The organism is Streptomyces sp. NPDC050485 (assembly GCF_044458185.1).
Classification (GTDB): Bacteria; Actinomycetota; Actinomycetes; order Streptomycetales; family Streptomycetaceae; genus Streptomyces.
In genome coordinates this window covers 80,919-107,532 of record NZ_JBITHR010000013.1, presented here as the reverse complement: position 1 = coordinate 107,532, position 26,614 = coordinate 80,919, and the positions used below count along the sequence as shown (strand labels likewise).

Genomic DNA, 26,614 nt, shown 5'->3' with positions numbered 1-26,614 from the left:
TCAGCCCTCGGTCAGCCCCCGCAGCGCCCCCGGCAGGCTCCCCGTATGCAGCACCCCCACCCGCTGAGTGGCCCGGGTCAGGGCGACGTACAGGTCGCTCACCCCGTACTCCCCCGGCTCGACCACCAGCACCGTGTCGAACTCCAGCCCCTTCGCCTGGCGCGGATCGAGCAGTACGACCTCGCGCGTGAGATCCGGCGCCGCCCCGCACTCCGCGTCGGGCAGCGCCGCGAGCAGCGCCCCGTGCAGCGCCCCCGGCGCGATCACCGCGAGCCGCCCCGAACCCCGCGCGGCCGCGACCGACTCCGCCACCGCGGAGGCGAGCGCGGCGGGCGCGACGCGGCGCGCCCAGGGCCGCACCCCCGTCGAGCGCACGGAGCGCGGCGGCACGAAGGACGGATCGGCGTCCCGCAGCACCTCGGCGGCAACGTCCATGATCTCGGCGGGAGTCCGGTAGTTGACGCCGAGCCGCACGTGCTCCCAGTTCCCGTCGGCGACGTACGGCGACAGGATCCGCTCCCAGGACCCGACACCGGCCGCGTCCGCCGTCTGCGCGGGGTCGCCGACGAGCGTCATGGAGCGGGTCGGGCAGCGCCGCATCAGCAGCCGCCAGGCCATGGCGGACAGCTCCTGCGCCTCGTCCACGATGATGTGGCCGAACGCCCAGGTCCGGTCCGCCGCCGCCCGCTCGGCCGCACTGCGGTGGTCGGCCTCCTCGTGCCGCTCGGCCATCCGCTCGGCGTCGATGATGTTGTGCGCGGCGAGCACCTCGGACTCCTCGTCCTCGAACTCGAACGTCTCCGAGCCCGCCGAGAGGTCCAGCACGCCCTGCGCGTAGGCGATCCGCTCCTGGCGTTCGGCCTCGGCGGCGGCCCGCGCCGCGCTGTCGTCGTCGCCGAGCAGCTCGGCCGCCTCGTCCAGGAGCGGCACGTCGCCCGGCGTCCAGTCGCCGCCCTCGCGCTGGATCAACTTGGCGTCGCCGTCCGGGAGATGGGCCGGATCGGCGAGGAAGTCCGCGACGAGCCGCTGCGGGGTCAGCATCGGCCACAGCTCCTCGATCGCGGCGTGCACCTCGCGGCTGGTCGCGATCTCCTTGCCCATCTGGGCGGCGTCGTCGGGGCCGAGCAGGTTCGGCCCGCCGAACGGGTCGGCGCCGATGCGCTCCACGAGCTGGGCGGTGAGCGCGTCGATGATGTGGAAGGCGAAGTGCGGCCGGGCCAGGTTGTGCGGCAGTCCGCTCTCGCGCGCCCGCCACCGGGCGTCCTCCGCCATCGCCCGGTCGAGCTGGATCGTGCCGTACCCCTCGTGCTCGATCTCGATGGCCCACTCGGGCGCGGTCTGCCGGTCGCGCACCACCTGGGCGAGCACCTCGGCCATGGCGGCGCGGCCCTTGACCTCGGCCGCCGCCGGGCTGTCGGTGCCGGTCGCGTGCACGCCGGGGAACAACTCGGACAGGGTGGACAGGAGCACCCCGGTCTCGCCGAGCGAGGGCAGCACGTCGCCGATGTAGCCGAGGAACGCCGGGTTGGGCCCGACGACGAGCACCGCCCGCCGGGCGAGCAGCTCGCGGTATTCGTACAGCAGGTACGCGGCCCGGTGCAGCGCGACGACGGTCTTGCCGGTGCCCGGCCCGCCCTCGACCACGAGCACGCCCCGGTGCGGGGCCCGGATGATGCGGTCCTGCTCGGCCTGGATGGTCTGCACGATGTCGTGCATCCGGCCGGTGCGGGCGGCGTCGAGCGCGGCGAGCAGCACCTCGTCGGCGTTGGCGCCCTCGTACCCGGTGCGCTCCGAGTCCGTCAGGTCCAGGAGCTCGTCGTGCAGGGCGGTGACGGTGCGGCCCTGGGTGGTGATGTGCCGCCTGCGCCGCAACCCCATCGGCGAATGCCCGGTGGCGAGATAGAAGGGCCGGGCCACTTCGGCCCGCCAGTCGATCACGACGGGAGTACGTTCCCGGTCGTCCCGGCGGATTCCGATGCGCCCGATATGGCGCGTCACACCGTCCCGGAAATCGAGCCGCCCGAAGCACAGTCCGTTCTCGCCCGCATTGAGGGAGCTGAGCAGCCCGGACTGCTCGGCGACCAGCACATCCCGCTCAAGCCGCGCCTGAAGACCGGCCCCGGCCTGCGACAACGCCGACCGCGTCGCGGCCTCCGCCAGGTCCCGCAGTTCATCGAGGCGGGCGTAGAGGCCGGTGATGAATTGCTGTTCCTTCCGAAATTCCTCGGTTGACAATTCCACTCCTGACGCGTTACAGTGTCCCCATAAGGTTTCTTCGTGACTTCCGAATGCCCGAAGACACGAAACACCCAATATACCGAAGAGAATGCCCCGGATGTCAATTCATCCGGGGCATTCTTTTTTGCATCGGGCTTTCCGTGGGACTTCGCCGCGGCCGGTCAGCCGCGCGCGGGCGGCAGCAGCGGCTTTCCCTCGCGGCCGCCCACCGGCGACGACAGCACGACCGACGTGGTGGTGCGGCCCAGCGCCGAGATCTGCTCCAGGATCTCCTCCAGGTGGATCGTGTCGGCGACGGCCACCTTGATGATCCAGCAGTCCTCGCCCACCACGTGGTGCACCTCGGTGATCTCCGGCCGCTCCATCAGCTCCAGGGTCCTGGGGTGCTTGAGGTTGTAGCCGCCGTGCGGGCTGACCCGGATGAAGGCCTGGATGCCGTAGCCGAGCCGGGCCGGGTCGACCCGCGCCCCGTACCCGGTGATCGCCCCGCTGCCCTCCAGGCGCCGCAGCCGCTCGGCGACCGCGGCCGGGCTCAGCCGCACCCGCCGGCCCAGCTCGCTGAGCTTGATCCGGCCCTCCCGCTGGACGACGTCGAGGAGTTGTCGGTCGACCTGATCGAAGCCCGCCGACGAATCGTGGGCGGCGCTGCGCGAATGCCGTGGTTCTTTCGGTACGGCGGCGAGATCTCCCATGTTTCCCCCTTCAGTACGCGGCCCGCCAACGTAACACTGGTACCCGGAGAAATCGCAGGTGGGAAGGGGTTTGGAGACATGCGTGAGGTGCTGGTCATCGGAGGAAACCGCTACTTCGGCAAGCGGCTGATCGCGCGGCTGCGCGCGGCCGGTGACCGGGTGACGGTCCTCAACCGGGGCTCGTCGCCACCCCCGCCCGGCGTGGTCCAGCTGATCGCCGACCGCGACGACGAGGCGTCCCTGGTGGCCGCGCTCGGCGAGCGCTCCTTCGACGTGGTGGTCGACCAGGTCTGCTACACCCCGCGCCAGGCGGCCGTCGCCCGCCGCGTCTTCACCGGCCGCACCGCGCGCTACGTCATGACGTCGACGGTCGAGGTGTACGAGTACGAGGACTCGGCCGAGCCGGTCGGCGAGGCGCGCCTCGATCCGCGTACGGTCGTCGTCACGCCCGATCTCCCCTGGCAGGACCCGGAGTTCCGCGAGCGGCACTACGGCGAGGGCAAGCGCCAGGCCGAGGCGGTGTTCGCGGCGGGCCCCGCGTTCCCGTACGTGTCGGTGCGGGTGGCCCATGTCCTGGGCGGGGCCGACGACTTCACCGGACGCCTTGCCCACTACGCGGACCGGATCCGCACGGGCACACCGGTCGCGGTGGCGGTGCCGAACCGCCCGGCGACGTACATCCACGTCGATGAGATCGCCGCGTTCCTGTGCTGGGTGACCTGGCAGGAGTTCACCGGGCCGGTGAACGCCGCCTCGCACGGGCCGCTCACCACCGAGGACATCGTGGCCGCGATCACGCCCGCACTGGGCGGCGACCACCACCCCGTGCGGTATCAGCCGGTGGAGGTCGGCGAGGCCTCGCCGTTCTCCTTCGCCCGCTCGTACGGCATGGACACCTCCCGGGCGGCATCGCTCGGCTTCACCTTCTCGCACACCGACGACTGGCTGACGCGCGCCGTCGCCGAAACGACAGGGGTCAACTGACATGCGGTACCGCACACTGGGGACGTACGAGGTCGGCGCGATCGGCTACGGCGCGATGCCGCTGTCCATCGAGGGCCGCCCCGACGAGGCACGCGCCCGCGCCACCGTGCACGCCGCGCTCGACGCGGGCATCACGCTCATCGACACCGCCGACTCCTACTACGCGCCCGGTGGCGAACCGGGCCACAACGAGCTCCTCGTGGCCCGCGCCCTCGCCTCGTACGGCGGCGCCACCGACCACGTCCTGGTAGCGACCAAGGGCGGCCGGGGACGCACCGACGACGGCGGCTGGACGGTGAACGGCGACCCGCGCCATCTGCGGCGGGCCGCCGAGGCCTCCCTGAAGCGGCTCGGCGTCGAGGCGATCGGCCTCTACCAGCTGCACAAGCCGGACCCCGGCGTCCCGTTCGCCGAATCCCTGGGCGCACTACGGGAGTTGGCTGACGAAGGCAAGATCCGTACGGTCGGCGTCTCCAACGCGTCCGTCGCCCAGATCCACGAGGCGAGGTCGGTCCTGGGCGGCCTGCTCGTCTCCGTACAGAACCGCTACTCCCCCGCGGTACGCGACAGCGAGCCCGAGCTGCGGCTCTGCGCCGAGCTCGGGCTCGCCTTCCTGCCATGGAGCCCGCTGGGCGGGATCTCGCGCAGCGCGCTTGACGGACCGGGCGGCCCCGCGCCGGAGACCGCGTTCCACACAGTGGCAAGGGACCGGGGCATCAGCCCCCAACAGGTCGCCCTGGCCTGGCTGTTGACGCTGTCGCCGACGCTGATTCCGATCCCCGGGGCGAGCCGCCCCGAGTCCGTACGGGACTCGGCGGGCGCGGCCGACCTCGTACTGAGCGAGGAGGAGCTGGCCCTGCTGCCCTGAGCGGCCGTGCCGCCCTGAGCGGCTTTGCACGGCCCTGTCGCCCTGACCGGCCGTCAGGTTCTCAGACCTCGACGGGCTCCCGCTCCTCCTGCACGGCCGCGTCCTCCTGCGCGGCGGCCTTGTCCCGACGCGGCAGGAGTACGGCCACCAGGACGGTCCCGACACCCAGGATCACCGCGCCGATGAGGCTGGTGTGGGCGACCGCGTCGGAGAAGGCGGAGCCCACCGCGTGGCTCATCTGCTGGGCGCCCGTGGTGAGTTGCTCGGCCTGGGCCTTGAGCTGGGCGGCCTGCTGGGGGGAGGCCGCGTGCAGGGCCTGGGCGCCGAGCTGCTTGGCCTGTTCGCCGATGCCCTGGGCGACGGCGTATCCGGCGCCGACCGAGTCCTGGGCGGTGGCCAGCGCGGATGCGGGCAGCTTCGTACCGGCGGTCGCGTCCGCGAGGTGCGAGGAGTACGACTTGGCGAGCACCGAGCCGAGGATGGCGATGCCCAGCGAGCCGCCGAGTTCGAGCGAGGTGTCGTTGACGGCGCCGCCGACGCCGAGCTCGGCCTCCGGGAAGGCGCCCATGATCGCGTCGGTGCAGGGCGAGAGGGCGAGCCCGATGGCCACGCCGAGGATGACCAGCGGGGCGAGGAAGTCCCCGTACCCGGAACCGGCGTCGACCCGGGTGAGCAGGGCGAGCGCGACCGTTCCGGCGACCATGCCGGCCGTGACGGTGACCTTCATACCGAGCCGGGGCGTGAGGAGCCCGGTGAGCGCGGAGCCCACGAAGACCGCGCCGGCCAGCGGCAGCATGCGGACGCCGGTCTCCAGCGGGGTGTAGCCGAGCACGAACTGGAGGTGCTGGGTGAGGAAGTAGAAGGCGCCGAAGACCGCGAGGAAGAAGAGGGCGACGGCGAGCAGCGAGCCGGAGAACATGCGGTGCGCGAAGCGCCGCACGTCGAGGACCGGCCGCGGGTGGCGCAGCTCCCACAGCACGAAGACGACCAGGCCGAGTCCCGCTACGACGGCGGCGCCGATCGCCTTGGCGTCCCAGCCGAAGTGCGGACCCTGGATGATCATGTAGACGAGCGCGCCGACGGAGACGACCGAGAGCAGTCCGCCGACGTAGTCGATCCGGTCGTGGTGGGCGGCCTTGGACGGCGGTACGAGGACGAAGGCGCCCAGGACCGCGAGGAGCGCGATCGGCACGTTGATGAGGAACGTCGAGGCCCAGCCGTGGTTCTCCAGGAGCGCCCCGGCGACCAGGGGTCCGGCGGCGATGGCGATGCCGGCGGTGGCGGTCCACAGCAGGATCGCCTTGGCGCGTTCCGCGCGCGGGAACGTCGAGGCGAGCAGCGACAGGGTGGCGGGCATGATCAGCGCAGCGCCGACGCCCATGACCGCGCGGGAGGCGATGACGCCCGTCGAGCTGTCGACGAGCGAGCCGGCCACCGAGGCGCCCGCGAAGACGAGCAGACCGAGCACGAGCGCGCCGCGCCGGCTGTACTTGTCGCCTATCGCGCCGAGCAGCAGCATCAGCGCCGCGTAGGGGACGGTGTAACCGTCGATGACCCACTGGAGGTCGGAGCTGCTGAGCCCGAGGTCCTTGGTCATGTCGGGCGCGGCGACGGTGAGGGCGGTGTTCGCCATCACGATGATCAGCAGGCTGAGGCAGAGCACGAGCAGCGCCCACCAGCGCCGCCGGTAGGGCTGCCCCATCTTCTCGACGGGCTGGTTGATGACGAGACCCACGGCGTCTCACCCTTCCTCAACAGGAGATCAACTTGCACATCACTGTGCAATTACACACTGCTGTGCAATTTACGCCCCTGCACGCCGCTGTGCAAAATGGCCCTGTGACTGCTACCCCTGCCGCCCCTTCCGGGGGCCGCGCCGACGCGAACCGCCGCCGCATCATGGAGGTCGCCTTCGCGGAGCTGCTGCGCGACCCGGACGCGTCGATGGACCAGATCGCCCGGGCGGCGGGTGTCGTACGGCGCACGGTGTACGGCCACTTCCCGAGCCGGGACGCGCTGATAGCGGCGCTGGTGGACGAGGCGGCGGAGACCGTCGCCGACGCGCACCGCGAGGGGCGCGAGGGCGTCACCGACCCGGCCGAGGCGCTGGCCCGGGCCACCCTCGCGGTCTGGGCGATCGCCGACCGCTACCGGCTCCTGGTCGCCCTGGCCCAGCGCAGCGTCACCATGGCGGGCATCAAGCAGCGCCTGGCCCCGGTCCGCAAGGAGTGCGTGGACCTGCTCCAACTGGGCGCACGGAAGGGCGTGTTCACCTCCCCGCTCCCCCCGGCCGCCCTCGCCTACGTCCACGAGCAGGCCCTGTTCGGCCTGATGGAAGCGGTGAACGAGGGCGCCCTGCCCGCACCGGAGGCGGGCCGCGCGGCGGCGACGACCCTCCTGCTCTCGGCGGGAGTCCCGGCGGACCGCACGGCGGAGGTAGTGGCGGCGGCGCTGCGCGGGTAGCCCGCAACGCGCAGTCCGCGTGGTCGTCGTACGGCTTCGACTGGTCGACGGACTACTGCCCCAAGTCCCCCGACAACCCGTTCGACTTCCCCTTCAAACCGTCCTGCGCCTGCCACGACTTCGGCCACCGCAACTACAAGGCGGCAGGCCGGTTCCCCGCCAACAAGCCCCGGCTGGACAGCGCCCTGTACGAGGACCTCAGGCGCGTCCGCACCGCGGACAGCGGCGCGAAGAAGACCTATGCCGCAGACAGGCAGCGGCGGGCCTGGGGCTCCGGCTGCGTGTCCGCCGGGCTGGTGTGTCAGACCATGGCGAGCCGGTCCAGCAGCAGCTCCGACCTCGGCTCGGTGTCCTCCGGCGGCAGCCGTCCCGCCGGGGGCGGGGTCGCCAGCCCGCGCAGGGCCGCCCAGAACACCTCGGTGTACAGCGCCGCTTCGTGAGCGATGTCCGTGAGGTTCTCCTCGACCGTACGATCGGCGTTCCCCACGCGCCCCTCCAGTGGGCGGCCCAGAAGCGAACCCGGCTTCGGGAGGCGCTCGTTGAGCACCGTCACGAAGAGCTCTTCCTCGTCGGTGAAGTACGCGCAGAGCGCTGCTTCGGAGCAGCCCGCCCGCCGCCTTCGCAATCTGCTTGGTGGTCGTACGGCGAGCCCGATGTCCAGCATGAGGTCATGAGCCGCGTCGACGATGCGGACGCGAGCCGGCTTCTGTTCCGTACGCGATTCCATGCGGGCTCCCATCACCCTTGACGCGAGGGTGAGTGTTCACTCACCCTAAGGGCGACAGAGGTGAGTGAACACTCACCCACCGAGGGAACACCTGGAGGGCGTGCCATGAAGCTCACGGATTTCGGTGCGACGGGCGGCATCGGGCAGGAGATCGTCAAGCAGGCCCTCGCGGCACTCCAGGTCGTCACCACCGTGTGACTGATGGCGAGAGGAAGTACCGAAGATGGCCAAGCTGCAGAGTCTCGATCCGCACACGCCGATGTTCGCGCAGTTCAAGGAGGAGACCGGGCCCATCGTCCTGGCCAACACCTTCGTCGTCCCGAAGGAGAGGACTGAAGCGTTCCTGACCCTCTTTCAGAGGCAGGCCGAGTTCATGAAGGCTCAGCCGGGATTCGTCTCCCTGCAGATGCACAAGGGAACGGCGGACAGCCGGCTTCTGATGAACGTCGCGGTCTGGGAGTCGACCGAGGCGCTCGCCACGGCGTTCGGCAGCCCGGATTTCCAGCGCATGGCGGCCGAGTTCCCCGACGACATCGTGTCGTACCCGCACATCTTCGAGCAGATCGACGTATGACACGGCAGCCGTAGCCGGGGGAGGGCTGCCGGAGACGCCCCGCCCTCCCCCGGGCAGTCACGCATCCATGCACCATGCCGGCTCGCCAAGGCCACCGAACACCCCACCACGCGTAGCCCCGTCCCTGAAAAGGAGCCCCGATGGCCGTGGAACTGGGGGCGGTCCGGGCAGGGCCGGCACTGGCCCTTGGTGAACCGGGCCACGATCAGGGGTGCCGCGGTGGGCGAGGAGGTCGGGTAGGGGCCGTGCCATGCGCGGCTGACCTGGCCCCGGAGGCAGGTGACCTCCTGCCGGGCGAAGTCGATGTGGAAGTCGTCCCGGCCGAGCGCGCCACGCTCCCGTCCGCCCTTCCCGCTCCGGTAGCGGCATCTGGCACATCATCGGCCGCCCCGCTACGCCCGCCACATCAGCCGCGTCCGCGCGGCCTGATCAGGCCCCACACGACTCACCAAGCTCCACCAAGCTCACGAAGACTCGCAAGGAGAAGAGCAATGTCGCTGAAGAAGATCAACACCGTCCTGGCCGCCGCCTTCATCCTCTTCATCCTCTGGTTCGGGACGGAGTTCATCCTGAGCCCGGAGACGACGGCGCCGGGCTTCGGCCTGCCGAGCTGGCCGTCCGACGACGGCGACGGTTTCCTGATCATCAAGGGAATCCGCGACGTCGTCTTGGCCCTGGTCCTGGGCATCCTGCTGGTAACGGGCCACCGCCGGGCGCTGGGCTGGGTGCTGCTGGTGGAGGCCCTCGCCGCGTACGGCGACATGACCACCGTGCTGGCCCACCACGGCTCCGTGGCCACCGCGCTCGGCGTCCACGGCCTGACCGCGACGCTGATGGTGGTCAACGGCCTGCTGATGATGCGCGAGACCCGCAGGGTCGCGGCCGCTCCGGCAACGCCCGCCCCGCAGCCCGCCTGACGCCATCGATCCAAGGTGGCCCGGCCCCCGGACGAGCCCCTAACGCCGGGACTGCGCTTCCACGCGACCGCCGCGGCTCTCCGCGATGCGCAGCGCGCCAACAAAGCACTCCGACAGCCGGACGGCGGCGAACCGGAGCTCGGCGGCGGCCGCGGACGGAGCCGCGATCAACGGGCGGGCACACTCGGCCACTTCGGCCGCCATTCCGAGCTGCACCGCCGCCAAGCACGGCACTCGGGCCGCCTCCCAGTTGCTGGAGGTCGCGGAGGCCGTGCCGCCCGCGGATGTGCGCGCCGCCCTGGGTCTCCCCGACGGCGGCAGGGCACTGCTCCGCCGCCAGTTGCTCACGATCGACGACGAGCCCGCCGAACTGGTCGCCTCGTACTACCCGTTGGAGATCGCGGCGGGCACCGCGATGGCGGAGCGGCGCCGCATCACCGGCGGAACCCCGACCCTGCTCACCGAGCTCGGCCATCCGCCCCGTCTCAGCGTGGACCGCGTCTCGGCCCGGACGCCCACTCAGGAACAGTGCCGGGCGCTCCGGCTCCCCGGCAATCTCCCCGTGCTCCGCACCCTGCGCGTCGTGTACAGCGACCATCAGCACCCCATCGAGGTCAGCGTCCTGGTCAAGGCGGGCCATCTTTATGAGGTGCAGTACGAGTACTCGCCCGAGGCAAGCGGCTGACCCCGGTTGGACCACCGGTCGACCGCCCGGCAGCATGGGCGGCGTGACACACGTACCGCATGAAGAGTCCGAGCACCGGCCGCCGCCTGCCTGGCTGCGGGTGACCCAGGGGGAGATGCGCTGGTCATCCACGCTGGCGGTGCTGACCGCCGTCGCATTGCAGTGGACGCTGCCCGAGCGGCTGTCGATCCATCCGGTGTGGCTGCTGCCCGCGCTTGAGCTCGCGCTCGTGGTCGCGCTGATCGCGGGCAACCCCGTACGCATCGAGCGTGCCTCGCGGCTCTACCGGCTGGCCGGGCTCGTGCTCATCGCCTGTATCAGCGCCGCCAACGGCTGGTCGGCGGTGCGGCTCGTGGTCGGGCTCGTACGCGGTGCGGAGGGCGCCGATGCCGCGGCCCTGCTCGTGACGGGCGGCGGCATCTGGCTCACCAATGTGATCGCCTTCGCGCTCTGGTACTGGGAGTGGGACCGGGGCGGGCCGATCGCCCGGATGCAGGCCACCCGCGCCTACCCCGACTTCCTCTTCCCGCAGATGCAGAGCCCCGAACTCGCCCCGCCCCACTGGGAACCGGCGTTCCCGGACTATCTGTACCTGTCCTTCACCAACGCCACCGCGTTCAGTCCGACCGATGTGATGCCGCTGAACCGGTGGGCGAAGATGCTGATGATGCTTCAGTCGGCGATTTCGCTGCTGACTGTTGTGCTGGTTGTCGCGCGGGCCGTCAATATCCTCAAGTAGCCACTGGGGACGGTGACTTGGCGGCCTCGCGCTGCTCCGGCACCTCCGGGTCGTCCTGCGCGAGCATCTGCTCGTCGAAGGGGAGGCGGCCCGCCAGGACCTCCTCGACGCGGGCCTTGTCGATCTCCTTCGTCCAGGTGCCCACCAGCACCGTCGCCACCGCGTTGCCCGCGAAGTTGGTCAGCGCCCGCGCCTCGCTCATGAAGCGGTCGATGCCGACGATCAGACCCACGCCGTCCACCAGCTCGGGGCGGTGCGACTGGAGTCCGCCCGCCAGGGTGGCGAGTCCAGCGCCCGTCACGCCCGCCGCGCCCTTCGAGGCGATGATCATGAAGACGAGGAGCGAGATCTGCTCGCCCGCGCCCAGCGGCTTGCCCATCGCGTTCGCGATGAACAGCGAGGACATCGTCAGGTAGATCGCGGTGCCGTCCAGGTTGAACGAGTAGCCCGTCGGCACCGTGATGCCGGCCACCGACCGGCTCACCCCCAGGTGCTCCATCTTCGCGATCAGCCGCGGCAGCGCCGACTCCGACGACGACGTGGCGAGGATCAGCAGGAACTCCCGGCCCAGGTACTTCAGGAGGCGGAAGATGTTCACGCCGGTCAGCAGCTTCAGGATCGTACCGAGGACGACGAAGACGAACAGCGCGCAGGTGATGTAGAAGCCAATCATGATGACCGCGAGGGACTTCAGGGCGTCCACGCCGGTCTCGCCGACCACCGCCGCGATCGCGCCGAACGCTCCGATCGGCGCCACCCACATCACCATCGCCAGGATGCGGAAGACCAGCTTCTGGATGTGCTCGACGCCGTGCAGCACCGGCTGTCCCGCCGAGCCGAGCGCCTGGAGCGCGAAGCCCGCGAGCAGGGCGACCAGGAGGGTCTGCAGGACCTGGCCCTCGGTGAACGCCGACACCAGCGTCTTCGGGATGATCCCGAGCAGGAAGTCGGCCGTCGACTCGCTGGCGCCCGCGGCCTGCTTGGCCCCCGCGTGCCGCACCGCCTCCGTCAGGTGCAGACCGGAGCCGGGCTCCAGGATGTTGCCGACCAGGAGGCCGATGGCGAGCGCCACCGTCGACATGACCAGGAAGTAGCCGAGCGCCAGACCGCCGACGGCGCCGACCTTGGCGGCCTTCCGTACCGAGCCGACGCCGAGCACAATGGTGCAGAAGATGATCGGCGAGATCAGCATCTTGATCAGGTTCACGAACCCGGTGCCGATCGGCTTCAGCTCGACGGCGACCCCCGGCGCCGCGAAGCCCACGGCGATGCCGATCAGCACCGCGCCGATCACGGCCAGGTAGAGATGGTGCGTGCGGGCACCACCCCGGGCCTTGGGGCCCTGGGGGCGGTCCGCCCGTGCGGCTGCGTCTGCCACGGGGGTTTCCTCCTCGATTGCGGCTGCGGCCATGTCCCGATGGCCGAGGTAACGATCCCCGCGACTATCCAGCACGCTGTGACGCCGGTCACCCTTACGTGCATTTCGTTCATACAGAACCAGCCAGCACACTTACGGCATGCGTCTCCCCGGACCCCGAAGTCTCGCCGGCCAGCTCTTCGCCATGCAGGTGGTGCTGGTCGCGGCGATCGTCGCGGGGTGCGCGCTCTTCTCGTACGTCACCGACCGGGCCCAGGCCGAGGAGACCGCGCGCCGCCAGGCCATCGCGACCGCGACCTCCGTGGCCGCCTCGCCCGCCGTCGCGGCGGCGGCCCGCACCAAGGACCCCACGGCCGCGCTCCAGCCGTACGCGGAGACCCTGCGCGCCACGACCGGCGTCGACTTCGTGGTGGTCATGGCCCCGGACGGCACCCGCTGGACGCATCCGGTGCCGGGCGAGATCGGCAAGACGTACCTCGGGGACATCGCCCCGGCGCTGCGCGGGAAGACGTTCGCCGAGACCCACATGGGGGTGCTCGGGCCTTCCGTACGGGTCGTGGCGCCGGTCCGCGATCCAAATGATCATGGCCGGATCACTGCGCTCGTCAGCGCGGGCATCACCATCGACAACATCAGCAAGCAGGTACGCAAGCAGCTGGTGGCGCTGGCGGGCATGGCAGGCGGCGCGCTCGTGCTCGGCGGACTCGGCACCTACGTGATCAACGCCCGGCTGCGCCGCCACACGCACGGAATGAACGCCGCCGAGCTGAGCCGCATGCACGACTACCACCAGGCCACCCTGCACGCCGTGCGCGAGGGGCTCTTGATGCTCGACGGGCAGCGGCGGATCGCTCTCATCAACGACGGCGGGCGCGAGCTGCTCGGGCTCGGCGAGGACGCGGTGGGCCGCTCGGTGGCCGGGCTCGGCCTGCCCGCCCCGCTCGCCGGGGCGCTGCTGGCCTCCGAGCCGCGGGTCGACGAGGTGCACATGACGGCCGAGGGGATCGTGGTCCTGAACACTCAGCCGGTCTCGTCCGGGGAGCAGCGCGGCACCGTCGTGACCCTGCGCGACCACACCGAACTCCAGGCACTGTCGGGCGAGTTGGACTCCGAGCGCGGATTCACCCAGGCGCTGCGGGCGCAGGCGCACGAGGCCGCCAACCGGCTGCACACGGTGGTCTCCCTCATCGAGCTGGGCCGGGTCGAGGAGGCCGTCGAGTTCGCGACCGCCGAGCTGGAGCTGGCCCAGGCGCTGACCGACCAGGTGGTCACGGCGGTCGGCGAGCCGGTCCTCGCCGCGCTGCTGCTCGGCAAGGCGGCGCAGGCCAACGAGCACGGCGTGGAGCTGGTCCTCACCGAGGGCAGCGCGATCGGGGACGGCCTGCTGCCGGCCACCCTGCCCGCCCGCGACCTCGTCACCGTGCTCGGCAATCTGGTCGACAACGCGGTGGACGCGGCGCAGGGCAGCGCGGCCGCGAAGGTCGCCGTCACCCTCACCACCGACGGCGGCCAGCTCCTGGTGCGGGTCGCGGACAGCGGGCCCGGCGTCGATCCAGCCGCCGCCGAGGCCGTGTTCGAGCGGGGCTGGTCGACCAAGAGCCCGGGGCGCGGCCTGGGCCTCGCGCTGGTGCGGCTGACCGCGGCCCGGCACGGCGGCACCATCGCACTGGCCCGAAGTCCTTACGGAGGCGCCGAGTTCACCGTGCGGCTGCCCATAGAGCAGGGAGTGCACGCATGATCAGAGTGCTGGTGGTCGAGGACGATCCCGTCGCCGCCGAGGCGCACCGGCACTATGTCGGCCGGGTGCCCGGCTTCACCGCCGTGGGGGTCGCGCACTCGCGGGCGGAAGCGCTGCGCGCCCTTGAGCGGACCGAGGTCGACCTTTTGCTGCTCGACCTGTACCTCCCCGACGGGCACGGCCTCCAGCTCGTCCGGTCGCTGCGGGCGGCCGGGCACAGCGCCGATGTCATCGCGGTGACCTCGGCCCGTGATCTGACGATGGTGCGCGAGGGCGTCTCGCTCGGGGTCGTGCAGTACGTGCTGAAGCCGTTCACGTTCCCGACGCTGCGCGACCGGCTGGTGCGGTACGCCGAGTTCCGGGCGACGGCCGGGGAGGCGAGCGGGCAGGAGGAGGTCGACCGGGCGCTCGCCGCGCTGCGCGCCCCGCAGCCCTCCGCGCTCCCCAAGGGGCTGAGCGCGCCCACGCTCCAGGCGGTCACGCGGACACTGCGCGAGGCGCCCGACGGGGTGACGGCCGCCGAGACCGGCCTCGCGGTGGGCATCTCGCGGATCACCGCCCGCCGCTACCTGGAACACCTGGTCACCACGGGACGCGCCGAGCGCACCCCGCAGTACGGTCAGATCGGCCGCCCGGAGTTGCAGTACCGCTGGCTCAACTCGGCGCGCGGGCCTGGTGGTTGACAAGGTTGTCGGGCGAGGGCGGACGCGGGGTTGACCTTGCCACGGGGCGCCCTTACGTTCACCGGGCAGCCACGTGCGGCCGGGTCCAGGGCCGCAGCCATGGCCAGAGGAGGTCGTGCCCGTGCGCCCCACCGCCCCCGCCTCAGAGTCCGTCTCCCGACCCCGCCGAGCCCGGCGCCGCCCGGTGCGGCTCTCAGAGCCTGTGTCCGAATCCCGCCCGGGTCCGCGACGCCTGGCACGCACGGGACGTGCACACAGGCTCCCGCCGGCCCTCGCCGCCGTCCTCGCCGCCGCGGCGCTCGCCGGCTGTGGCAGCGGATCCGGCAGCGACGCCGACACCGTGCGGATCGCGTACAACCGCTCCACCGACAACAAGATTCGCTTCAAGGACGCGTACCTGGACGCGGTGAAGAAGCAGTTCGAGCGGGAGCACCCCGGCAAGAAGGCCGAGCTGGTGCCGATCCAGGCCGCGGACGACGACTACGCGGCCAAGGTCCAGCAGATGATGCGTTCGCCGAAGACGGCCCCGGACCTGGTGTACGAGGACACGTTCCGCATCAACGCCGACATCGGCGCGGGCTATCTGCGCCCGCTGGACGACTACGTGGCGAAGTGGGACGCCTGGGGCCAGTTCGTCGACAGGGCGAAGGCGGCGGCCAGGGCCGAGGACGGCAAGACGTACGGGGTGCCGGACGGCACGGACACCCGGGGGCTCTGGTTCAACAAGCAGATCTTCGCGAAGGCTGGCCTGCCCGCCGACTGGCAGCCGAAGACCTGGGCGGAGGTCCTCGACGCGGCCCGCGCCGTCAAGCAGAAGGTCCCCGGCGTCATCCCGCTCAACGTCTACACGGGCAAGGCGGCCGGTGAGGCCGCCGCCATGCAGGGCTTCGAGATGCTGCTCTACGGGACCGGCGAGAGCCCGTTGTACGACCCGGGCACGAAGATGTGGGTGTCGGGTTCGCAGGGCTTCAGGGACGCCCTCGACTTCGTACGGACGGTGTACGCGGACAAGCTCGGCCCGGACCCCTCGGACGCCCTCGACCCCAACGTGGGCACGCACGTGGCGACGGACTGGATGCCGAACGGCAAGCTGGCGATCGCGCTCGACGGCTCCTGGCTGGGCCAGAACTGGATCAACAAGGGCCCCAAGGAGTGGCCCGCCTGGTCGACCGTGCTCGGCCAGGCGCCGATGCCGACCAAGGACGGCCAGGCTCCGGGCAAGGTCTCCATGTCGGGCGGCTGGACGTGGGCGATCCCGGCGAAGGCGGGCAACCCCGATCTCGCCTTCGACTTCGTCAAGACGATGCAGACGAAGGAGAACGCGGTGAAGTGGGACGTGGCGGACGCCCAGATCGCGGTCCGCAGGGACGTGGCGGCCGACCCGACGTATCTGCACTCGATGCCCGGCATCACCTTCTTCACCGGCCTGGTCCAGTACACCCACTACCGGCCCGCGCTGCCGGTCTATCCGCAGGTGTCGACGGCGATCGGCGAGGCGATGGAGTCGGTGACCACCGGCGGCTCGGCGGCCTCGGCCGCCAAGGCGTACGACGGCCGGCTGAAGTCGATCGCCAGGTGACCGCCGTGCCCGCGGCGGCCGCGGCCCGCAAGCGGCGCGGGGTGCGGGCGGTGCGCTGGCTGCCGATCGCGCCCGCCACCCTGCTCCTGCTGCTGTTCCTGGCCGGGCCCATCGGCTACTGCGTCTACATCGCCTTCACCGACATGCAGCTGACCGGCTCCTCGTCCGTCAGCTTCGTCGGCTTCGCCAACTTCCGCCGGGCGTTCGCCGACCCGGCGTTCCGCAACGCGGTCTGGCTGACGCTCGTCTTCACCGTCCTGTCCTCGCTGGTCGGCCAGAACACGCTTGGCCTGGCGCTCGCCGCACTGATGCGGCGGGCCTCACGCCCGGTGCGGACGTTCACCGGGGCGCTGGTGATCACGGCCTGGGTGCTGCCGGAGATCGTGGCGGCCTTCCTGCTGTACGCCTTCTTCCGGCGCGAGGGCACCCTGAACGCGATCCTCGGCTGGCTCCATCTCCCCACCCAGAACTGGCTGTTCACGCTGCCGATCCTCGCGGTGTCGTTCGCCAACGTGTGGCGCGGCACCGCGTTCTCGATGCTCATCTACTCGGCCGCGCTCGCCGAGATCCCCAAGGACATCGAGGAGGCGGCCGAGGTCGACGGGGCGAGCGGGGCGCGCCGCTTCTGGCACATCACGCTGCCGATGATCCGCCGCTCCATCGGCACCAACCTCATGCTCAACACCCTCCAGACGCTGTCCGTCTTCGGTCTGATCTGGGCGATAACCCGGGGCGGTCCGGGCGACCGCAGCCAGACGCTGCCGGTGTTCATGTACGACCAGGCGTTCCTGAAGAGCCTGATCGGCTACGGCACGGCGGTGGCGCTGCTGCTCCTCCTCGTCGGCTCGCTGTTCTCCGTCGTCTATCTGCGGCTGATGAAGGTGGAGGTCTGATGCCCGCGCCCGGTGGCCGCCTGCGGCGCCGCACCCGCCGGCGGCTGGCCGCCGACGCGGCCCTGCTCGCGGTGGCCGCCGCCTTCGGCGTGCCGCTCCTGTGGCTGCTGCTCGCCTCCGTCGACGCCCAGGCCGATCTGCGCGTACGGGTCCCGGGCTCGGCGACCCTGGACAACTTCTCCGCCGTCCTCACCGATGACATCACCTTCACTCCGATGCTCAACAGCCTGCTGCTGTGCGGGAGTTCGACCCTGCTCACGGTGGTGTGCGCGGTGCTCGCGGCGTACCCGCTCTCCCGCTACCGCTCGCGCCTGGCCCGCCCGTACCTGCTGACGGTCCTGTTCACGACGTGCCTGCCCATCACGGCGATCATGGTCCCGGTGTACGGGCTCTTCGTGCGGGTCAACCTCATCGACACGATGTACGGCACCGCGCTCTTCCTGGCCACCGCCCAACTCCCGTTCGCCATCTGGCTGATGAAGAACTTCATGGACGGGGTGCCGCTCGCCCTGGAGGAGGCCGCCTGGACGGACGGGGCCTCGATGCCGCAGACGCTGGTGCGGGTGGTGCTGCCGCTGATGGGTCCCGGCGTGGCCGTCGTGACGATCTACACCTTCATCATGCTGTGGGGGAACTTCTTCGTCCCCTTCATGCTGCTGCTCTCCCCCGACCAGCTCCCAGCCTCCGTCTCGATCTTCACGTTCTTCGGGAACCACGGCTCGGTGGTCTACGGCCAGCTCGCCGCCTTCTCGATCCTGTACTCGGCGCCGGTGCTCGTGCTGTACATCCTCATCGCGCGACGGCTCGGCGGAGGTTTCGCGCTGGGCGGCGCGGTAAAAGGATAGCGTTGGCGAGCACACGCTTACCGAACCCTTAGGTAACCCGGACACCACCAAAACCGTACTTTCCTACAAATCGCCTTCTTTGGTGGAACACACCGTAGTCAAACGTCACTCCCCGTCCTACGGTGTGCGCGTGCACCCCTCCCCGCCCTTCAACGCCCTCGCAGCGCGCCGTCTGCGGGAGGCCCTGGGCATGGCCCCCGGCCATGTCGCCTACGGCATGCGCGCCCAATACGGCCTCCCCGTGACGCCGGACACCGTGCTGGCCTGGGAGCGGGGGCTCGCGGCGCCCGGGACACGCGAGCTGACCGCGCTCGCCGGAGTCCTGTGGTGCTCCCCGGGCGATCTCATGGCGACCGCCTCGACCCTGCGCGAGCACCGGATGTCGCGCGGCCTCACCATCGAGGACATGGCCCGCCGGGTCGGCCTGGACGCCGGGGCCTACCGGCGCATGGAGGACACGGGCCGCTGGCGCGGCAACGAGCGCCAGTCGGCGGCGCTCGCCGATCTGCTCCAGCTGTCGCTGCGCGACTACGTCACGGCCACCGGCCTCAACGAGGACCTCGGAGAGTTGCTGCGCAGCGCGGTGACCACCCGCTGGCAGGCGTATGTGAAGCCGGCGGCGAAGCTGCTCCCGCTGTCGAAGCAGCATCTGGAGGGGGTGCTCGACCAGCTGCACACCGAGTACCAGTCGCAGATGGTCACCACGCTCAACTGGAACGCGAGCACCGACACCAGCGACACCGGCCGCGCGTTCCTGGAGCACATCGTGGACCGGTTCTGGGAACTGGCCCACGGCTGACGACGGACGGACTTCCGGCCCCCGCGCGTGGGGGCCGGAAGTCCCGGCGCCGCGGATCAGAAGACCGACTCGGCCTCGTACATCCGGCCCTCGGGGACCGTCTTCAGGGTGGCGACGGCGTGGGCCAGCGGCGCCATCACGATGTCGGTGCCGCGCAGCGCGGTCATGTTGCCGAAGTCCCCGCGGTGCACGGCCTCGACGGCGTGCCAGCCGAAGCGGGTCGCGAGCACCCGGTCGTACGCGGTCGGCACACCGCCGCGCTGGACGTGGCCGAGGATGACCGGGCGGGCCTCCTTGCCCAGGCGCCGCTCCAGTTCGACAGCGAGGCGGTTGCCGATGCCGGCGAAGCGCTCGTGTCCGTACTGGTCGATCGCGCCCTTCTCGTACGGCATCGAGCCCTCGGCGGGGTGCGCGCCCTCGGCGACGCAGACGACCGCGAACTTCTTGCCGCGCGCGAAGCGCTCCTCGACCATCTTCACCAGGTCGGCGACCTCGAAGGGCCGCTCGGGCAGGCAGATGCCGTGGGCGCCGCCGGCCATGCCGGACTCCAGCGCGATCCAGCCCGCGTGCCGGCCCATCACCTCGACGACCATCACGCGCTGGTGCGATTCGGCGGTGGTCTTCAGGCGGTCGATCGCCTCGGTCGCCACGCCCACGGCGGTGTCGAAGCCGAAGGTGCGGTCGGTGGCGGAGATGTCGTTGTCGATGGTCTTCGGCACGCCGACGACCGCCATCCCGGCGTCGGAGAGCATGCGGGCCGCGGTGAGCGTGCCCTCGCCGCCGATCGGGATGAGCGCGTCGATGCCGTAGCGCTTCGCCAACTCGGCGCAGTTCTCGGACGCTTCGCGCAGCCGGGCGCGCTCCAGGCGGGCGGAGCCGAGGATCGTGCCGCCGCGCGCCAGGATGCCGCTGACCGCGTTCAGGTCGAGCGGGCGGAAGTGGCCGTCGAGCAGGCCCTTGAACCCGTCCTCGAAGCCGATGACTTCGTCGCCGTGGCCGACCACGGCTCGGTGCACGACCGACCGGATCACTGCGTTCAGGCCGGGGCAGTCGCCGCCTGCGGTGAGAACTCCGATGCGCATCGTGCTCAATCTCCTGCTTCGCTGGTCCTGGGACGTCACGCCCGAATCCCCCGTAACGTGAGCAATTCGAATTGTCCCACGCACCACGGGGGACCCGCCCATCCGGCTACTCCGACCATCATGGACGGGGGGTCTTCGGACCCGCCCGGCGGGCCTTTTGTCCGGCGGGCGCCCTATCCAGCCGCAGAGGTATTGTCAAGGGGGCAACACCGCCCTATCTGGACAATTTCCTGCAACGCAGAACAGGAGAGCACGCGTGACGCGCAGCGTGTACGTGACCGGGATCGACCGGGGAGACGGCCGCCAGGTCATCGAGCTGGGAGTCATGGAGCTCCTGACCCGTCAGGTGGACCGGGTGGGCGTCTTCCGCCCCTTGGTGCACGACGGACCGGACCGCCTGTTCGACCTGCTCCGCGCCCGCTACCGGCTGGCCCAGGACCCGGCGACGGTGTACGGGATGGACTACCAGGAGGCGTCCGCGCTCCAGGCGGAGCAGGGTACCGACGAACTCGTCTCGCGGCTCGTCGACCGCTTCCACAAGGTGGCCCGCGACTACGAGGTCGTCCTGGTCCTCGGCACCGACTTCGCCGACACCCAGCTCCCCGACGAGCTGGCGCTCAACGCCCGGCTCGCCAACGAGTTCGGCGCCTCGGTGATACCGGTGGTCGGCGGCAAGGGCCAGACCTCCGAGTCCGTACGGGCCGAGGCGCGCAACGCGCACCGGGCCTACGACGGGCTCGGCTGCGATGTGCTCGCGATGGTGGTGAACCGGGTCGCCAAGGCCGACCGCCACGAGATCGAGGAGCGGCTCGCGGCCCGGCTTCCGGTGCCCTGCTACGTACTGCCGGACGAGCCGGCGCTGTCCGCGCCCACCGTCGCCCAGATCACCGCGGCCCTCGACGGCACGGTGCTGCTCGGCGACGACGCCGGTCTCGCGCGCGACGCCCTCGACTTCGTCTTCGGCGGCGCGATGCTGCCGAACTTCCTGAACGCGCTGACCCCGGGCTGCCTGGTGGTGACCCCCGGCGACCGCGCCGATCTGGTCGTCGGCTCGCTCGCCGCGCACAGCGCGGGCACACCGCCCATCGCGGGCGTGCTGCTCACCCTGGACGAGCGGCCCGGTCCGGAGATCCTCACCCTCGCCGACCGGCTCGCGCCCGGCACCCCGGTGGTCGCGGTGGCCGGCCGCTCCTTCCCGACGGCGGCCGAACTCTTCTCGCTGGAAGGGAAGTTGAACGCGGCCACCCCCCGCAAGGCGGAGACCGCGCTCGGCCTCTTCGAGCGGCACGTCGACACCGCCGACCTGCTGCGGCGGGTCTCGGTGGCCCGCAGCGGCCGGGTCACCCCGATGATGTTCGAGCACGACCTCCTGGAGCAGGCGCGCTCCAACCGCCGCCGGGTCGTGCTGCCCGAGGGCACCGAGGACCGGGTGCTGCGCGCCGCGGACGTGCTGCTGCGCCGCGACGTGTGCGAGCTGACCCTGCTCGGCGATGTCGAGGCGATCCGCAAGAAGGCCGCCGACCTCGGCATCGACGTCGTCAAGTGCCAGATCATCGACCCGCAGACCTCGGAGCTGCGCCAGCGCTTCGCCGAGCGCTACGCCCAGTTGCGCGCCCACAAGGGCGTCACCGTGGAGCTGGCGTACGACGTGGTCGCGGACGTGAACTACTTCGGCACGCTGATGGTCCAGGAGGGCCTGGCCGACGGCATGGTGTCGGGTTCGGTGCACTCCACCGCCGCGACCATCCGGCCCGCCTTCGAGATCATCAAGACGAAGCCGGACGCCTCGATCGTCTCGTCCGTCTTCTTCATGTGCCTCGCCGACAAGGTGCTGGTGTACGGCGACTGCGCGGTCAACCCGGACCCGAACGCCGAGCAGCTCGCAGACATCGCGGTCCAGGCGGCCGCCACCGCCCAGCAGTTCGGCGTGGACCCGCGGATCGCGATGCTGTCGTACTCGACGGGCACCTCGGGCTCGGGCGCCGACGTCGACAAGGTGCGCGAGGCGACCAAGCTGGTCCGCGACGCGCGCCCGGACCTCGGGGTCGAGGGCCCGATCCAGTACGACGCGGCCGTGGAGCCGTCCGTCGCCGCGACCAAGCTGCCGGGGTCGGAGGTGGCCGGGCAGGCGACCGTGCTGATCTTCCCGGACCTCAACACCGGCAACAACACCTACAAGGCCGTGCAGCGTTCGGCCGGCGCCGTGGCCGTGGGCCCGGTGCTCCAGGGTCTGCGCAAGCCGGTCAACGACCTGTCGCGCGGCGCCCTCGTCCAGGACATCGTCAACACCGTCGCCATCACGGCCATCCAGGCCCAGGCGCAGGGGCAGGAGGCCTCCGCATGACCACCGCCAACCAGGGCACCCGCGTCCTCGTCCTCAACTCCGGGTCCTCGTCGGTGAAGTACCAGCTGCTCGACATGCGCGATTCCGCACGGCTCGCGGTCGGCCTGGTCGAGCGGATCGGCGAGGCGACCTCGCGGCTCAAGCACACCCCGCTGGCGACCGGCGGAACCGCCCGCGAACAGAACGGCCCGATCGCCGACCACGCCGCGGCGCTGAAGGCGGTCGCCGAGGAGCTGGCGGCCGACGGACTCGGCCTGGATTCCCCGGAGTTGGCGGCCATCGGGCACCGGGTGGTGCACGGCGGCCTGAAGTTCAGCGCGCCGACCGTGATCACCGACGAGGTCCTGGCGGAGATCGAGCGGCTGGTCCCGGTCGCCCCGCTGCACAACCCGGCGAACATCACCGGCATCCGCACCGCCCAGGCGCTGCGCCCCGACCTGCCGCAGGTCGCGGTCTTCGACACCGCGTTCCACACGACGATGCCGGAGTCCGCGGCCCGCTACGCGATCGACGTGGCGACGGCCGACGCGCACCGCATCCGCCGCTACGGCTTCCACGGCACCTCGCACGCCTACGTCTCGCGGGAGACCGCGAAGCTGCTCGGCAAGGCGCCCGAGGACGTCAACGTGATCGTGCTGCACCTGGGCAACGGCGCCTCCGCGTCCGCGGTCCAAGGCGGCCGGTGCGTCGACACCTCGATGGGGCTCACCCCCCTCGAAGGCCTGGTCATGGGCACCCGATCCGGTGACATCGACCCGGCGGTCACCTTCCACCTGGTGCGCAACGCGGGGATGTCGGTGGACGAGATCGACGTGCTGCTCAACAAGAAGAGCGGCCTGGTGGGGCTGTGCGGCGACAACGACATGCGGGAGATCCGCCGCCGCTGCGACGAGGGCGACGCACAGGCGCAGCTCGCCTTCGACATCTACATCCACCGGCTGAAGAAGTACATAGGCGCCTATTACGCCGTGCTCGGCAAGGTCGACGCGATCGCGTTCACGGCCGGGGTCGGCGAGAACGCCGCGCCGGTCCGCGAGGCGGCGGTCGCCGGTCTGGAGGAGCTCGGCCTCGCGGTGGACGGCGAGCTCAATGCCGTACGGTCCGACAGCCCCCGGCTGATCTCCCCGGAGTACGCCAGGGTCGCGGTGGCCGTGGTGCCGACGGACGAGGAGCTGGAAATCGCCCAGCAGACGTATGCCCTGGTGCGGCTTTGAATTCCTGACCGGTCTGACCGGATTTCCGGTTTGCCCGGCCGACACCTGAGCGTCATCCCGCCCATTTGTACATTCCACCAGACGGAATATTCCGCAGCGAAACAAACCGATAGGATCCGCCTTATGCGCCGTTCCAAAATCGTCTGCACACTGGGCCCCGCCGTCGACTCTCATGAGCAGCTCGTCGCTCTGATCGAGGCCGGCATGAGCGTGGCCCGCTTCAACTTCAGCCACGGCTCCCAGGCCGAGCACCAGGCCCGCTACGACCGGGTCCGCAAGGCCGCCGAGGAGACGGGCCGCGCGGTGGGCGTGCTCGCCGACCTCCAGGGGCCGAAGATCCGGCTGGCGAAATTCGCGGAGGGGCCGGTCGAATTGGTCCGCGGTGACGAGTTCACCATCACCGCGGAGGACGTTCCGGGCGACAAGTCGATCTGCGGCACCACCTACAAGGGCCTGCCGGGCGATGTCGTCAAGGGCGATCCGATTCTGATCAACGACGGAAACGTCGAGCTCAAGGTCATCTCGGTCGAGGGTCCCCGGGTGCGGACCATCGTCATCGAGGGCGGTGTCATCTCCGACCACAAGGGCATCAACCTGCCCGGTGCGGCGGTCAACGTCCCGGCGCTGTCCGAGAAGGACATCGAGGACCTGCGGTTCGCCCTGAGGATGGGCTGCGACCTGGTCGCCCTCTCCTTCGTGCGCGACGCCGACGACGTCAAGGACGTCCACAAGGTCATGGACGAGGTCGGCCGCCGCGTGCCGGTCATCGCCAAGGTCGAGAAGCCGCAGGCCGTCGCCAACATGGAGGGCGTCGTCGCCGCCTTCGACGGTGTGATGGTGGCCCGTGGCGACCTCGCGGTGGAGTACCCGCTGGAGAAGGTCCCGATGGTGCAGAAGCGCCTGGTGGAGATGTGCCGCCGCAACGCCAAGCCGGTGATCGTCGCGACCCAGATGATGGAGTCGATGATCACCAACTCGCGGCCGACGCGCGCCGAGGCGTCCGACGTCGCCAACGCGATCCTGGACGGCGCGGACGCGGTCATGCTGTCCGCCGAGTCCTCGGTGGGCGCGTACCCGATCGAGACGGTCAAGACGATGTCGAAGATCGTCGAGGCGGCCGAGGAGGAGCTCCTGTCCAAGGGCCTCCAGCCGCTGGTCCCGGGCAAGAAGCCGCGCACGCAGGGCGGTTCGGTCGCCCGCGCCGCCTGCGAGATCGCGGACTTCCTGGACGGCAAGGCGCTGGTCGCCTTCACCAAGTCCGGCGACACGGCCCGCCGCCTGTCCCGCTACCGCACCTGCCAGCCGATTCTCGCCTTCACGACGGACCCGAGCACCCGCAACCAACTCGCGCTGAGCTGGGGCGTCGAGACCCACGTCGTGCCGCACGTGGACTCCACCGACGCGATGGTCGACCTGGTGGACGCCGAGCTGCTCAAGCTCAAGCGCTACAACGAGGGCGACACCATGATCATCACCGCGGGTTCGCCCCCCGGCATCCCCGGCACCACCAACATGGTCCGAGTGCACCACCTCGGCGGCGGCGCACAGGAGTAGCCGTCGGCCGTACGCCGTGGAGGGCGGCATCCCGTTGCGTACGGGACGCCGCCCTTTCGCATGCTTTGCCCGGCATGCTCCTGGCCAACCCCCAAACTGGGACGTCCAGTTGTAGGGGCCAGGTGAAAAGATCGTGGTGCCCTTGGGGCTTCCCGGTCCGAGACCGGACGGGTTGACGCCCTTGTCCGTTCCATGAATCGGGCGTGGCAAATTCCACGGGCGGACGGGTCAATTCCGTGACAACTCCTGGGGTACGTTCACGGTCATGCGTCTTCCCATATCGCCGCAGGTCCGGCGCGCACTCGTGGCTCTCACCGCCACCGCGGTCACCGCGGGAACCGCCGTCGGTCCGGCCGTGGCGAGCGGCCAACCCGCGAAACCGCCGAAGTCGGCGACGCCCGGGGCGCGCGGTGGCGAGGCCAGGAAGGAGCCGCCGGCGAGCATGTCGGAGGCGGGCGGCGCCCAGTTGGGCAAGCCCGGGGACCAACTCGGCGCGGGCGCACCGGCGCTGCCCCCCGGCCTCTCCGCACTGTCCTGGGTCGTGGCGGACGCCGACACCGGCCAGGTCCTCGCGGCGAAGAACGCGCACTGGCCGCTCCCCCCGGCCAGCACCCTGAAGATGCTCTTCGCGGACACCGTGCTGCCCGCGGTGCCGCACGACGCGAGCCGCAAGGTGAGCGACGAGGACCTCAAGGGCATGGGCGACGGCAGCAGCGCGGTCGGTGTCGTGCCCGGCCAGACCTACCAGGCGCCCGATCTGTGGCGCGGGGTGTTCCTGCGCTCGGGCAACGACGCGGTGCACGTCCTCGCGGCGATGAACGGCGGCATCGACAAGACCGTCGCCGACATGCAGAAGCGGGCCAAGGACCTGGGCGCCGGCGACACGCACGTACTGAGCCCGGACGGCTACGACGCACCCGGCCAGGTGTCCTCGGCGTACGACCTGACGCTGTTCCTGCGCCAGGGCCTGAAGAACAAGGACTTCAAGGAGTACTGCTCGACGGCCTTCGCCGACTTCCCCGGCGGCCCCAACACCAAGGGCAAGGCGTTCGGCATCTCCAACACCAACCGCATGCTGTCGGGCATCGAAGGGGTGGCCAAGTACCCGGGCCTGATAGGCGGCAAGAACGGCTACACCAGCAACGCCGGGAACACCCTGGCCGAGGCCGCCCAGCGCGACGGCCACACCGTCCTGGTGACGGTGATGAACCCCCAGGAGAACAAGCACGACAAGGTGTACACCGAGATGCGCCAGCTCCTGGACTGGGGCTTCTCGGCGGTCGGCAAGGCCACGCCGGTCGGCACCCTGAACCAGGCCGCGTCGAGCGCCTCCGGCGACGGCGGGAGCGGTGGCTCCGCGACGGGCGCCGCGGCCGGTTCGTCGGACTCGGGCATCGGCGCGCTCGGCTGGACGGGCATCGGTGCGGCCGTGGTGGTGGCGGGCGGCGCGGGCGCGCTCGTGGTGAGCCGCCGCAAGAAGGCGAAGTCTCGGACCGACGTGGTGGTCTGAGGCGCCGCCCGCTCCCCCGGCATCCAGTCGATGACGAGTCGTGGGGGGGGGGCCCCCCGCGGGGGGGGGGGGCCGGCGGCGCCCGCCCCCCCCCCGGGGGGGGGTGGG

Annotated in this window: 21 protein-coding genes and 4 pseudogenes; 19 read left to right on the top strand and 6 right to left on the bottom strand. The window is 71.0% G+C overall.

What is annotated here, in order from left to right; translation table 11 throughout:
• Positions 1-2,235, bottom strand: a complete 2,235-nt coding sequence (locus ACIBK6_RS25445; RefSeq protein WP_399053644.1) for a HelD family protein — start codon at positions 2,233-2,235, stop codon at positions 1-3.
• 164 nt (positions 2,236-2,399) lie between these two features.
• The gene (locus ACIBK6_RS25440; RefSeq protein ID WP_399053643.1) at positions 2,400-2,930 is read right to left on the bottom strand and encodes an Lrp/AsnC family transcriptional regulator; all 531 of its coding nucleotides are present in this window, start codon (positions 2,928-2,930) and stop codon (positions 2,400-2,402) included.
• 78 nt (positions 2,931-3,008) lie between these two features.
• Between ACIBK6_RS25440 and ACIBK6_RS25435 the strand changes: the two genes are divergently transcribed.
• Positions 3,009-3,914 carry an NAD-dependent epimerase/dehydratase family protein gene (locus ACIBK6_RS25435; protein ID WP_399053642.1) on the top strand — a complete coding sequence of 302 codons (906 nt, stop codon included), beginning with the start codon at positions 3,009-3,011 and terminating at the stop codon, positions 3,912-3,914.
• Between the two features lies 1 nt (position 3,915).
• Positions 3,916-4,782 (top strand): aldo/keto reductase, encoded by an 867-nt coding sequence (locus tag ACIBK6_RS25430; RefSeq protein WP_399053641.1) that lies wholly within the window; start codon positions 3,916-3,918, stop codon positions 4,780-4,782.
• A gap of 61 nt (positions 4,783-4,843) precedes the next feature.
• Here ACIBK6_RS25430 and ACIBK6_RS25425 read toward each other — a convergent pair whose 3' ends face one another.
• The gene (locus tag ACIBK6_RS25425) at positions 4,844-6,517 is read right to left on the bottom strand and encodes an MFS transporter (protein ID WP_399053640.1); all 1,674 of its coding nucleotides are present in this window, start codon (positions 6,515-6,517) and stop codon (positions 4,844-4,846) included.
• A gap of 164 nt (positions 6,518-6,681) precedes the next feature.
• Here ACIBK6_RS25425 and ACIBK6_RS25420 point away from each other — a divergent pair, with 164 nt between their 5' ends.
• Together ACIBK6_RS25420 and ACIBK6_RS25415 are read left to right on the top strand one after the other, a co-directional pair.
• A complete protein-coding gene (locus ACIBK6_RS25420; protein ID WP_399053753.1) occupies positions 6,682-7,245 on the top strand; it encodes a TetR/AcrR family transcriptional regulator in 564 nt (187 codons plus the stop codon).
• A pseudogene (locus ACIBK6_RS25415) lies at positions 7,245-7,484 on the top strand (phospholipase A2); the annotation flags it as partial. The gene ACIBK6_RS25420 and the pseudogene ACIBK6_RS25415, both read left to right, overlap by 1 nt.
• A 62-nt stretch (positions 7,485-7,546) precedes the next feature.
• On the opposite strand, the pseudogene ACIBK6_RS25410 reads toward ACIBK6_RS25415, so the two are convergent.
• A pseudogene (locus tag ACIBK6_RS25410) lies at positions 7,547-7,972 on the bottom strand (helix-turn-helix domain-containing protein).
• Between the two features lie 105 nt (positions 7,973-8,077).
• Here ACIBK6_RS25410 and ACIBK6_RS25405 point away from each other — a divergent pair.
• The 5 genes and pseudogenes from ACIBK6_RS25405 to ACIBK6_RS25385 form a co-directional block, all read left to right on the top strand.
• Positions 8,078-8,167 (top strand): annotated as a pseudogene (locus tag ACIBK6_RS25405) (epimerase); the annotation flags it as partial.
• 28 nt (positions 8,168-8,195) lie between these two features.
• Positions 8,196-8,546: an antibiotic biosynthesis monooxygenase family protein gene (locus ACIBK6_RS25400; RefSeq protein ID WP_399053639.1), complete on the top strand. Its 351-nt coding sequence runs from the start codon at positions 8,196-8,198 to the stop codon at positions 8,544-8,546.
• Positions 8,547-9,037: 491 nt separating this feature from the next.
• Positions 9,038-9,463, top strand: coding sequence for a DUF4267 domain-containing protein (locus ACIBK6_RS25395; protein ID WP_399053638.1), 426 nt, complete (start codon positions 9,038-9,040; stop codon positions 9,461-9,463).
• A gap of 217 nt (positions 9,464-9,680) precedes the next feature.
• Positions 9,681-10,148 (top strand): annotated as a pseudogene (locus ACIBK6_RS25390) (GntR family transcriptional regulator); the annotation flags it as partial.
• Positions 10,149-10,191: 43 nt separating this feature from the next.
• Positions 10,192-10,887: a hypothetical protein gene (locus ACIBK6_RS25385; protein WP_399053637.1), complete on the top strand. Its 696-nt coding sequence runs from the start codon at positions 10,192-10,194 to the stop codon at positions 10,885-10,887.
• Here the strand turns inward: ACIBK6_RS25385 and ACIBK6_RS25380 are convergent.
• A complete protein-coding gene (locus ACIBK6_RS25380) occupies positions 10,880-12,298 on the bottom strand; it encodes a cation:dicarboxylate symporter family transporter (RefSeq protein ID WP_399053636.1) in 1,419 nt (472 codons plus the stop codon). The genes ACIBK6_RS25385 and ACIBK6_RS25380 overlap by 8 nt on opposite strands.
• A gap of 106 nt (positions 12,299-12,404) precedes the next feature.
• Here ACIBK6_RS25380 and ACIBK6_RS25375 point away from each other — a divergent pair, with 106 nt between their 5' ends.
• The 6 genes from ACIBK6_RS25375 (at position 12,405) to ACIBK6_RS25350 (ending at position 18,802) form a co-directional block, all read left to right on the top strand.
• On the top strand, positions 12,405-14,003 hold the full coding sequence (locus ACIBK6_RS25375) for an ATP-binding protein (RefSeq protein ID WP_399053635.1): 1,599 nt from the start codon (positions 12,405-12,407) through the stop codon (positions 14,001-14,003).
• Positions 14,000-14,686, top strand: coding sequence for a response regulator (locus ACIBK6_RS25370; protein ID WP_399053634.1), 687 nt, complete (start codon positions 14,000-14,002; stop codon positions 14,684-14,686). The genes ACIBK6_RS25375 and ACIBK6_RS25370 overlap by 4 nt, the downstream gene beginning before the upstream one ends.
• A 232-nt stretch (positions 14,687-14,918) precedes the next feature.
• Positions 14,919-16,265, top strand: a complete 1,347-nt coding sequence (locus tag ACIBK6_RS25365; RefSeq protein WP_399053752.1) for an extracellular solute-binding protein — start codon at positions 14,919-14,921, stop codon at positions 16,263-16,265.
• Positions 16,262-17,158, top strand: coding sequence for a carbohydrate ABC transporter permease (locus tag ACIBK6_RS25360; RefSeq protein WP_399053633.1), 897 nt, complete (start codon positions 16,262-16,264; stop codon positions 17,156-17,158). The genes ACIBK6_RS25365 and ACIBK6_RS25360 overlap by 4 nt, the downstream gene beginning before the upstream one ends.
• Positions 17,158-18,003, top strand: a complete 846-nt coding sequence (locus ACIBK6_RS25355) for a carbohydrate ABC transporter permease (protein ID WP_399053632.1) — start codon at positions 17,158-17,160, stop codon at positions 18,001-18,003. The genes ACIBK6_RS25360 and ACIBK6_RS25355 overlap by 1 nt, the downstream gene beginning before the upstream one ends.
• Before the next feature lie 124 nt (positions 18,004-18,127).
• Positions 18,128-18,802 carry a helix-turn-helix domain-containing protein gene (locus tag ACIBK6_RS25350; protein WP_399053751.1) on the top strand — a complete coding sequence of 225 codons (675 nt, stop codon included), beginning with the start codon at positions 18,128-18,130 and terminating at the stop codon, positions 18,800-18,802.
• Between the two features lie 56 nt (positions 18,803-18,858).
• Here ACIBK6_RS25350 and ACIBK6_RS25345 read toward each other — a convergent pair whose 3' ends face one another.
• On the bottom strand, positions 18,859-19,884 hold the full coding sequence (locus tag ACIBK6_RS25345) for an ATP-dependent 6-phosphofructokinase (protein ID WP_399053631.1): 1,026 nt from the start codon (positions 19,882-19,884) through the stop codon (positions 18,859-18,861).
• Between the two features lie 256 nt (positions 19,885-20,140).
• On the opposite strand from ACIBK6_RS25345, the gene pta reads away from it, so the two are divergent.
• From pta to ACIBK6_RS25325, 4 genes are all read left to right on the top strand, one after another.
• Positions 20,141-22,228, top strand: coding sequence for a phosphate acetyltransferase (gene pta, locus ACIBK6_RS25340; RefSeq protein WP_399053630.1), 2,088 nt, complete (start codon positions 20,141-20,143; stop codon positions 22,226-22,228).
• Entirely contained in the window at positions 22,225-23,442 is a 1,218-nt protein-coding gene (locus ACIBK6_RS25335) for an acetate kinase (protein WP_399053629.1), read from the top strand. Before pta ends, ACIBK6_RS25335 begins: the two co-directional genes overlap by 4 nt.
• Before the next feature lie 123 nt (positions 23,443-23,565).
• The gene (gene pyk, locus ACIBK6_RS25330; protein ID WP_399053628.1) at positions 23,566-24,996 is read left to right on the top strand and encodes a pyruvate kinase; all 1,431 of its coding nucleotides are present in this window, start codon (positions 23,566-23,568) and stop codon (positions 24,994-24,996) included.
• 265 nt (positions 24,997-25,261) lie between these two features.
• Positions 25,262-26,506, top strand: coding sequence for a D-alanyl-D-alanine carboxypeptidase family protein (locus ACIBK6_RS25325; protein ID WP_399053627.1), 1,245 nt, complete (start codon positions 25,262-25,264; stop codon positions 26,504-26,506).
• The last annotated feature ends 108 nt before the right edge of the window (positions 26,507-26,614 follow it).

Excerpts from the sequence above, each read along its gene's own strand:
- ACIBK6_RS25440 (WP_399053643.1), bottom strand. The coding sequence starts at position 2,930 with ATGGGAGATCTCGCCGCCGTACCGAAAGAACCACGGCATTCGCGCAGC.
- ACIBK6_RS25435 (WP_399053642.1), top strand. The coding sequence starts at position 3,009 with ATGCGTGAGGTGCTGGTCATCGGAGGAAACCGCTACTTCGGCAAGCGG.
- ACIBK6_RS25430 (WP_399053641.1), top strand. The coding sequence starts at position 3,916 with ATGCGGTACCGCACACTGGGGACGTACGAGGTCGGCGCGATCGGCTAC.
- ACIBK6_RS25420 (WP_399053753.1), top strand. The coding sequence starts at position 6,682 with ATGGAGGTCGCCTTCGCGGAGCTGCTGCGCGACCCGGACGCGTCGATG.
- ACIBK6_RS25400 (WP_399053639.1), top strand. The coding sequence starts at position 8,196 with ATGGCCAAGCTGCAGAGTCTCGATCCGCACACGCCGATGTTCGCGCAG.
- ACIBK6_RS25395 (WP_399053638.1), top strand. The coding sequence starts at position 9,038 with ATGTCGCTGAAGAAGATCAACACCGTCCTGGCCGCCGCCTTCATCCTC.
- ACIBK6_RS25380 (WP_399053636.1), bottom strand. The coding sequence starts at position 12,298 with ATGGCCGCAGCCGCAATCGAGGAGGAAACCCCCGTGGCAGACGCAGCC.
- ACIBK6_RS25375 (WP_399053635.1), top strand. The coding sequence starts at position 12,405 with ATGCGTCTCCCCGGACCCCGAAGTCTCGCCGGCCAGCTCTTCGCCATG.
- ACIBK6_RS25370 (WP_399053634.1), top strand. The coding sequence starts at position 14,000 with ATGATCAGAGTGCTGGTGGTCGAGGACGATCCCGTCGCCGCCGAGGCG.
- ACIBK6_RS25355 (WP_399053632.1), top strand. The coding sequence starts at position 17,158 with ATGCCCGCGCCCGGTGGCCGCCTGCGGCGCCGCACCCGCCGGCGGCTG.
- ACIBK6_RS25345 (WP_399053631.1), bottom strand. The coding sequence starts at position 19,884 with ATGCGCATCGGAGTTCTCACCGCAGGCGGCGACTGCCCCGGCCTGAAC.
- ACIBK6_RS25335 (WP_399053629.1), top strand. The coding sequence starts at position 22,225 with ATGACCACCGCCAACCAGGGCACCCGCGTCCTCGTCCTCAACTCCGGG.
- pyk (WP_399053628.1), top strand. The coding sequence starts at position 23,566 with ATGCGCCGTTCCAAAATCGTCTGCACACTGGGCCCCGCCGTCGACTCT.
- ACIBK6_RS25325 (WP_399053627.1), top strand. The coding sequence starts at position 25,262 with ATGCGTCTTCCCATATCGCCGCAGGTCCGGCGCGCACTCGTGGCTCTC.